This window comes from Pseudomonadota bacterium, assembly GCA_011049115.1.
GTDB lineage: Bacteria > Desulfobacterota > Anaeroferrophillalia > Anaeroferrophillales > Tharpellaceae > DSCM01.
In genome coordinates, this window is sequence record DSCM01000013.1 from 1 (window position 1) to 7843 (window position 7843).

The following is a 7843-nucleotide window of genomic DNA, read 5'->3' on the forward strand; positions in this document are numbered from 1 at the left end:
CTTTGTCTGCGAAGAGATCTGGCAGGCTCTGCCCCGGCTTGCGGGGGCACCGCTCAGTCTGATGCAAACGAGCTTTCCCCGGGTCGATTCGGGTCTGGCTGATTCAGCCGCCGCTCTGGAAATGGAACAGGTCATGGCGGTGATCACAGCGGTTCGCAACCTTCGGGGAGAAATGAATCTTTCGCCGGGCCAGCGCCTGGATTTGCTTATTCGGGGAGCTGAAGCCGAGACCCTGGCCGCGTTGCGGAAAAATTCCGAGGTGATTATCCATCTGGCTCGCCTGCAGGGGTTGACGATTGATGCCGCTGCCGCCCGACCTCCGCAGTCGGCCGCCGCCCTAGCTGCCGGCTGCGAGCTTTTCGTACCTCTGGCCGGTCTGGTTGATTTTGCCCAGGAAGAGGCGCGCTTGGCCAAGGAGCTCAAAAAGGTAGAGAAAGAGTTTGCCGGGGTCAGCGGTAAACTTGGCAATGAAAATTTTGTCGCCAAGGCCCCGCCCGAGGTGATTGCCAAGGAGCAGGGGAAATTCGAGGAATTGAGCCTTAAACAGGAGAAGCTTAAAGCCAGTATCAGGGTTTTGCAGGAGAGCGCGCTTTAAAGGCGCCGGGGTTAGCTTTTGCCGCAAAGGAAAGAGATTAGAACCTTGCGGGTCACGGGGCCGCCGGTTCGGCTGGATCGTTTTCTGCATGAATCCTGCCCGGCGATCTCCACCAATCGCTGGCGGCGCCTGATCGCGGCCGGAGAACTTACGGTAGACGGCCGGCGCGCGGCCAAGGGCACCATGCTACGGGCCGGTCAGCAGGTTGCCCTGTCCGGGGCTTGTTTTGAACCCTCTGGTCCGGCGCCCGAGCCAGAAGGCGAGCTCGAGATAATTTATCAGGATGATGATCTGCTGGCCCTGAATAAGCCGGCGGCCTGCCATACCCATCCCCTGACTCCGGATGAAACCGGCACGCTCGCCAATCGTTTGCTGACGGTTTTCCCCGAATTGGCCGGCATCGGTGATTTTGGTCCTCTGCAGCCCGGCCTGCTGAACCGGCTTGATTTCGCGACTTCCGGCATTGTGCTTGTGGCCCGTTCCGAGAAGGCCTGGAAAAGGTTGCGTCGGCAGTTTGCCGAGCACCTGATTCGCAAGGAATACCTGGCCGAGGCAACGGGTGAGATCAAGGCGGCTTTAGCGGTTAACCAGAGCCTGACCCATGATCGGAGTGACCGGCGCCGCATGGTGGTCGGCTCTTTGCCCTGCCGAGGGCTCTATCCGGCCCGGACCGAGATCGAACCCTTGGGCTTTGACCGGATTCGGGATCTGACCACGGTTCGCCTGGTGATGTACAGTGGGGTCATGCACCAGTTAAGGGTACATCTCGCGACGGTCGGTCACCCGTTGGTCGGCGACCGGTTGTATGGTGGAGCAGCTTTCGCCACCGGGGTCGAGGCCGAGCCGTTCGAAAGCGCTGTTTTCCATCTTCATTGCCGGCGGTTGAGGCTGGCCGATGGCTGGGTGATTACGGCGCCGTTGCCGGACTGGTACACGTTGTCCGAAAGTATTTGAGCGGACTTCTTCGGCGGCCGCGCCCCAAGGCTTGCCTTCCCGAGGGTTGTTACGGGCGAGGCGAAAATTTCCTGAAATTATTGTTGGAAAAGCTTTGCGCCGGCCCCGGCCTGGTTTTTGGTTTCAGGTTTAAGCGTAGCTCGTGATCGGCAGCCGTTGCGCGAGAATTTCCCGGCCGCGTTCACATAAAGAGCGCATTTCTTCATCTTCCGGGAAAACCAGAATCCGTCCTAAAAAACTGATCCGCGGCCGCAAATTGTCGAGCAGAAACTGTGATTTGGCCAGACCGCCGGTCAGCACCACGGCATCGCAGGCGCCTTGGAGAACCGTCGCCATGGCTCCCACCTCTTTAGCTATCTGATAGCTCAGGGCCTCAAAAACCTCGCGCGCCGGCTGGTCACCCTGCTTGATGCGGGCTTCGATCTCGAGTCCGTTATTGGTGCCGAGATAAGCCTTCAGGCCGCCGTTGCCGACCAGCATTTGTTTGATTGCATCAAAGTTGAGTTGCCGCTCGGCAACCAGCGCGCAGAGTTCCAGGGTCGGCAGGGAGCCCGTCCGTTCCGGCGTGAACGGGCCTTCGCTCAAACCGTTTGTACAGTCAACGACCCGTCCATTTAAATGCGCTCCGATGGTAATTCCACCACCCATGTGAGCGACCACCAGACTGCACGCTTCATAATCCTTTTCCAGAATCGTCGCCGCCCTGCGCCCCGCCGCCTTGTGGCTTAAGGCATGAAAGGCGCAGCGTCGTTTGATTTCCGGAAGCCCGCTGAAGCGGGCCGGGGGAGCAAATTCGTCCGTGGAAGGAGGGTCCATCGTATAGGCTGCAATTTGGTTGTCCCGGGCCAGGGTGAACGCCAGCAGCGGTCCCAGAGAAGAGGGATGGCGTCCATAACGACCCGAGGAGAGGTCTTCGCACATGGCTTCATTGATCTGAAAGACAGCGGCCGGTCCGGGTTTTTGCAGCCCTCCCCGGGCAACCACCAATCTCAGCTTTTCCGGTCCGGCGTGATGTTGTCGCAGAAATCGACCGATTCGCTCTTGCAGGCGTTTCGCCAGCCGGCTGAAACCTTCATCGCTGTACAATTCACGGTGGTCGTGAATTTCGAGAGGCAGGGTTGAAGCTTTGGGGGACGCGCCATCCATTTTGTCCAGGACCAGTTTAAGCGTCGTTGAGCCGACGTTAATTGCCAGAATCATAACCACCCCGTTGCTTGGTTTTTTTATAAAAATTATTGGCAATCAGGCCGAGGGTTATTTCCGCGACTCTTTCGGAAACCGTCAATGGTGTAGAGTTTAACAGCAAATGGCGATCCGCCGAAAGCAGTACGCCGATAGTCGGTACCTTGCCGATGTATTTAAGAAAGGTGGCGAAAAAGTAGGCGCTGTTGGTGTCGGGGAAGATATAGGAGTCGAAACTCCCGGAGTTTTTACTTTCCACCCCCTTGCGCTGGGCCGCGACTTTGCTCAAGGCGCAATCGATGTCCAAGGGGCCGGAAACTTCCAGAAAATTGCCGAACTGTTGCCGAACCGACATCTGCGCCAAGACGGCGGCGCTGATCGTCGCCGGCAGCTTGGGATTGACGGTCTCAATCGGAGCCAGGGCGGCGGCCTGAATCCGGCGTTTGAGAAGATGTCTCATGAAGGGACCGACGACGTTCAGCCGCATAATGTGGTTTTCCAGGGTAGGGGCCAGGGCGACGAGTGGGTCGATGCCGAAAAAGGTTTGCCGGCGCCGGACGTCGTAAAATGCGGCAACATAAACCGCCTGGGGTTCCAGCATTCCGCCGTCCAGATGCAGGGAGATGAAAGGCTGTCTTTTTTCGTGTCCCTGGATAATCAATTCGGCTTCCTGGTTTTTGCGGCATTCATGCGCCATGATCGCGGAATCACGCATGGAGCTGACCTTGCGAAAGAGTTTCATGCCGTCGAGCTTGCGGGGCGCGAGAAAGATGGGTTCCGTGATCAGGCCCTGCTCCACGAGCAGGCGTAAAGCCGGGATTAAAGCCTGGTCGGTGGCATAGGAAATCACGCAACGGCTGGGTTTGAGTCGCCGGGCCTGGCGTCCGATTTCCGGAAATAAATTAAGCATCCTTTAATCTCCTGTGTTGGCCGACCAGGGCTACTCCGAAAATAAACTCTCTGATAATGCCTTCCGCCACATCGGCCCGAGATGGCAGCAGTACCGGACCCATCGACGTGTAGGAGCAGGAAACCCTGACAATGTCTTGGATGAAAAAGTCAAGTTTGGCTATGATATTGCCGGTGTTCAGGTCCGGCATCAGGATTATGTGGGGCAGATGGTTCAGATTTACCGATTTTTCGCCATGTTGTCCCAGAAGAACCTTTTTCAGCACCTGGGCTTTAAGCGGTTTAAAAGCGCCCCGGCTGTTTTTGACGACCGGGGTTTTGTCCAGGGGGTGGTGCTTGCGTTTGTCTCTCAACTGAGCGCTGTCCGAGACCAGTTCCAGGACTTCCGGGTAGTCGCAACCCAGTAATTTCACAACGCGAAGGGCGTTGTCCAGAATGGCTTTTTTTTCTTTCTCGCCCGGAGAGATATTGGTTCCCGTATCCGTCAGCAACACCAGATGGTCACATTCCCTGATATCCCAGAAGGTCTGCACGCTGATTACCGTATGCTCTCGTCGGGCTTTCATCTTGCTGATGATCGATCGATAGACATAACTGGTTGAGATCTGACCCTTGCTCACCATTCCGACCTCTCCCGAGGAAAACATGTTCATGGCGGTGTCGGCGATTTTCTGCCGGTCCGTAATTTCTATGATGTGGTTTTTATCGATATCGTAAGCGGCTTTTTCGGCCGCTTTTTCGATAATCGCCCGGCAGCCGATCAGAACCGGCTCGATGAAGCCCCGTTTGCCTGCATCTTTAATCGCGAGCATGAATTCGTGATCTTCCGGGGCGATAATCGCGGTGGTCACAGGGCCGGCGGATTCCGCCAACGTCTGTATTTCCTGTAATGAACTTATCATGCGAACCTCTGGTTTTTCAGAACCGCTGTTTTACGTATAGATCTTAGTGGGTTGCTTAATGGCTCGGTATGATTTTTGTCAAGCATAATTTCAGGCTGTTCGCGGATTTTACGCCGGGGTTGGCTTGGAATGGGTTTGGGCCTTCACTTCAAAATCACGGTTTGCCGCGCTCGGTTAAGCCGTTTAACCGATTGCGGTTGCGCGGCGCTCGAAATCGAGATAAAGTAAACCCTTTGACATCGTTTAAACAATGATTTATGGAGATGCATGCAGATGGAAGCACAGGACGTGTTTGCCGGCACCGCCTTTGCCGATAAGGTTTACGAGCTGTTGCGCCGGGTGCCGCCCGGGCGCGTGACGACCTACCGGGAGCTCGCGCGGGCGTTGGGTACCAGGGCCTATCGAGGGGTTGGTCAGGCCCTGCGCCGCAACCCTTACGCCCCGGAGGTTCCCTGTCACCGGGTGGTGGCCGCGAGCGGGCGGATCGGCGGTTTCAGAGGCCGGAGCGAGGGGCCAGAGATCGCTGAGAAGATCAGGTTGTTGGCTGCGGAAGGGGTTGAGTGTGAGGCGGGCCGGGTTAAAAATCTGGCCGCCGTCAGCTTTGATTTTTCCTGAGGTTTTATCTGGCGCAATGGTCCGTGTTGCTCGCGCCGGGCTTTTTTATGGATAAAAGCTCGCGACGCCCATCGGCAACATGTAAGATTTTGATATTAAGGGAGATATTTGATGCGTCTGTCTTCTGGTGCAGGGTTTCCGCCAGATTTTTCAGCTTTTCCGGGTTGGCTGAAAATTACAAAAGTTTTTTAACGAACATGGGGAAATAACCATGGCTGTGCAATTTCTCTATTGGCATTGGCTGGTTTTCGGGATGATTTTGATTCTGGCCGAACTCTTCATACCGTCCTTTACCATTGTCTGGTTTGGGCTGGGAGCCATGGGTGTCGGTCTACTTGCCTGGGTTGGCATTTCTCCGGGCCTGAAGTGGCAGCTTTTGTTGTGGATTCTGTTTTCGGTCGGCTTCACGGCGGCCTGGTTCCTCTGGATCAATCCTCTGTCCAAGGACAGGACCAAGGCCGGAAATGCCCGGGAAGCCCTGCTTGGTCAACGTTGCCTGTTAACCCGGGCGCCCAGTGCGCCCGGCGGGCGCGGGGAATGCCGGTTCAGCGTACCGATTCTCGGCTCCGATACCTGGCCGTGTCTGCTTGAAGGGGAGGCCGGGGTCGGGGATGCCGTGCTAGTCAAGGAGGTTCTGGGCAATGCCGTGCTGGTCGTTCCCGCAACCTCGGCGGCGGTACGGGTTGATTCCTGAAAATCAGGAGAGGGCGTCACTTTGTTGGAGGAGAAATTTATGGAAGGTTTGATTTTAGTCATCGTTTTCGGACTTCTGGTCATTTTCACGATCGCTCTCGGAGTGAGGATTGTTCCCCAGGGCAGCAAATATGTCGTGCAGCGTCTGGGTAAATATCACAAGACGCTTAATCCCGGAATGAACATCGTCATTCCTTACATCGACAACGTCGCCTACAAGGTGAGCACCAAGGATCAGATTATCGACACCGAACGTCAAGAGGTTATTTCCATGGACAATGCCGTTCTGCAGGTTAATGCCGTGGCCTTCATCAACGTGATCAGTCCGGAAAAGTCGGTTTACGGGGTCGAGAATTACCGACTTGGTATTCAGAACCTGGTTCAGACGACGTTGCGTTCGATTATCGGCGAAATGAAGCTCGACGACGCCCTGTCCTCGCGCGACCAGATCAAAGCCAAACTCAAGGCCGGAATTTCCGACGACCTGGCCGACTGGGGCATTACCCTGCGCGGCGTGGAGATTCAGGATATCGCTCCGTCACCGACCATGCAGCAGGCCATGGAAGCCCAAGCCGCCGCCGAGCGCCAGCGCCGGGCCACGGTGACCAAGGCCGAGGGCGACAAGGCAGCGGTGATTCTTGAAGCCGAAGGCCGCCTGGCTGCGGCCGAGCGTGACGCCAAGGCCAAGGAGGTGCAGGCCGAGGCCTCGAAAAACGCCATTCAGGCGGTGTTGGGGGGCGCGGGTGCCGACAAGGCCGATCTGGTTATCGGCTATTTGCTGGGGGAAAGCTACATCAAGGCCATCGAGCGGCAGGCCGCGAGTGCCAATGCCAAGACGGTTCTGTTGCCGGCCGACTTGCTGGGCGCGGTTCGCGGCCTACTCGGGGGAGCGGCGAAACCCTAACGGGCGGAAAAACGGTTTTCCGGTTATTATCGTTTTTCGGATTCGGCCTCAGCCAGAGACAGGGGGGCGGGACCCGTCAGGCAGGTTTTGAAAAAGGAAAATTTTTCTGCCGGCTAAAATCGCTGTCGTACAGTTCTTTCAATCGCTGGATGCAGTGTGGTGCTTTTTTCAGGGGTCAATTGACGGGGCTCTGTATTGCGTAGATTCCCAATTCCATTTTCCGCACCTGAAGGGGAGACTGTGAAAGCCTGGTGGGGAGGTCCTTCCGGGCTACTTGATCCGCCGGCTCCACGCGGAAGCCGATAAAAGACCGGCTCCGGTGATCTTTAACGTCATGCGTAAAAATTCCCCCACCCCCGAACCATTTTTGCTTAACAGGCCCCAATGAAACTCAAGCTCACCCTTTCCCACCTCGAAAACCTGTTGCTGCGCGCTTGCGACGACCTGCGCGGCAGCATGGATGCCGGCGAATACAAGGAATACATCTTCGGTATGCTGTTCCTCAAGCGGGCCAGCGATCTGTTCGACCAGCGCCGCGAGGAGTTGCGCCAAGAGTTGCAGCAAAAGGGCATGTCCGACGCCGACATCGCCATTGAGCTGGACGACCCCGACCACTACTCCGACAAATACTTCTATGTACCGCCCCGCGCCCGCTGGAACCAGCCCTGGCAGGAAGAAGTGGTGGAAGGCGGTGAAAAGAAGACCGTTCAGCGCCCGGCGTTGAAACACACCAAGGAGAACGTCGGCACCACCCTCAACAAGGCGCTGGCCGCCATTGAAGACGCCAACCCCGACGCCCTGCAGGATGTACTCAGCGGCATCAACTTCAACCGCAAGATCGGTAGCCGCACCTTGGACGACGACACCCTGGCGGATTTTGTTACCAACTTTGAAAAAATCCCCCTGCGCGACGATGACTTCGAGTTTCCCGACCTGCTCGGCGCCGCCTACGAATGGCTGATCAAGTTCTTCGCCGACTCCGCCGGCAAAAAGGCCGGCGAGTTCTACACCCCCTGGGAAGTGGTGCGCCTCTGCGTGGAAATCTGCGACCCCATTGAGGGCATGAGTATCTACGACCCCACTGTCGGC

General features: G+C 56.8%; 9 protein-coding genes. 6 read left to right on the forward strand and 3 right to left on the reverse strand.

The genetic code is table 11. The annotated features are described in order from the left end of the window. The coding region (locus tag ENN66_01265; protein ID HDS15255.1) for a valine--tRNA ligase at window positions 1-595 on the forward strand (595 nt) is incomplete at its 5' end. Between the two features lie 18 nt (window positions 596-613). After that, complete coding sequence (locus ENN66_01270) at window positions 614-1549, forward strand: RluA family pseudouridine synthase (protein HDS15256.1); 936 nt, start codon at window positions 614-616, stop codon at window positions 1547-1549. Between the two features lie 129 nt (window positions 1550-1678). Here the strand turns inward: ENN66_01270 and buk are convergent, their stop codons facing one another. From buk to ENN66_01285, 3 genes are read right to left on the reverse strand one after another with little or no spacing between them, the layout of a single operon-like run. Continuing rightward, window positions 1679-2749: a butyrate kinase gene (gene buk / locus ENN66_01275; protein HDS15257.1), complete on the reverse strand. Its 1071-nt coding sequence runs from the start codon at window positions 2747-2749 to the stop codon at window positions 1679-1681. Then, window positions 2733-3641 carry a hypothetical protein gene (locus ENN66_01280; protein HDS15258.1) on the reverse strand — a complete coding sequence of 303 codons (909 nt, stop codon included), beginning with the start codon at window positions 3639-3641 and terminating at the stop codon, window positions 2733-2735. The genes buk and ENN66_01280 overlap by 17 nt, the downstream gene beginning before the upstream one ends. After that, window positions 3634-4542, reverse strand: a complete 909-nt coding sequence (locus ENN66_01285; protein HDS15259.1) for a hypothetical protein — start codon at window positions 4540-4542, stop codon at window positions 3634-3636. Before ENN66_01285 ends, ENN66_01280 begins: the two co-directional genes overlap by 8 nt. A 273-nt stretch (window positions 4543-4815) precedes the next feature. Here ENN66_01285 and ENN66_01290 point away from each other — a divergent pair, with 273 nt between their 5' ends. The 4 genes from ENN66_01290 to ENN66_01305 all read left to right on the forward strand — a co-directional run. Beyond that, window positions 4816-5157, forward strand: coding sequence for an MGMT family protein (locus tag ENN66_01290; protein ID HDS15260.1), 342 nt, complete (start codon window positions 4816-4818; stop codon window positions 5155-5157). Window positions 5158-5374: 217 nt separating this feature from the next. Further along, complete coding sequence (locus tag ENN66_01295) at window positions 5375-5851, forward strand: NfeD family protein (GenBank protein HDS15261.1); 477 nt, start codon at window positions 5375-5377, stop codon at window positions 5849-5851. 39 nt (window positions 5852-5890) lie between these two features. Then, a complete protein-coding gene (locus ENN66_01300) occupies window positions 5891-6754 on the forward strand; it encodes a paraslipin (GenBank protein ID HDS15262.1) in 864 nt (287 codons plus the stop codon). Window positions 6755-7138: 384 nt separating this feature from the next. Continuing rightward, window positions 7139-7843, forward strand: a 705-nt coding sequence (locus ENN66_01305) for an SAM-dependent DNA methyltransferase (protein ID HDS15263.1), incomplete at its 3' end; no start/stop codon positions are given.

What these genes read in the sequence shown, in the direction of transcription:
- buk (HDS15257.1), bottom strand. Translation starts at nt 2,749, where the DNA reads ATGATTCTGGCAATTAACGTCGGCTCAACGACGCTTAAACTGGTCCTG.
- ENN66_01280 (HDS15258.1), bottom strand. Translation starts at nt 3,641, where the DNA reads ATGCTTAATTTATTTCCGGAAATCGGACGCCAGGCCCGGCGACTCAAA.
- ENN66_01285 (HDS15259.1), bottom strand. Translation starts at nt 4,542, where the DNA reads ATGATAAGTTCATTACAGGAAATACAGACGTTGGCGGAATCCGCCGGC.
- ENN66_01290 (HDS15260.1), top strand. Translation starts at nt 4,816, where the DNA reads ATGGAAGCACAGGACGTGTTTGCCGGCACCGCCTTTGCCGATAAGGTT.
- ENN66_01300 (HDS15262.1), top strand. Translation starts at nt 5,891, where the DNA reads ATGGAAGGTTTGATTTTAGTCATCGTTTTCGGACTTCTGGTCATTTTC.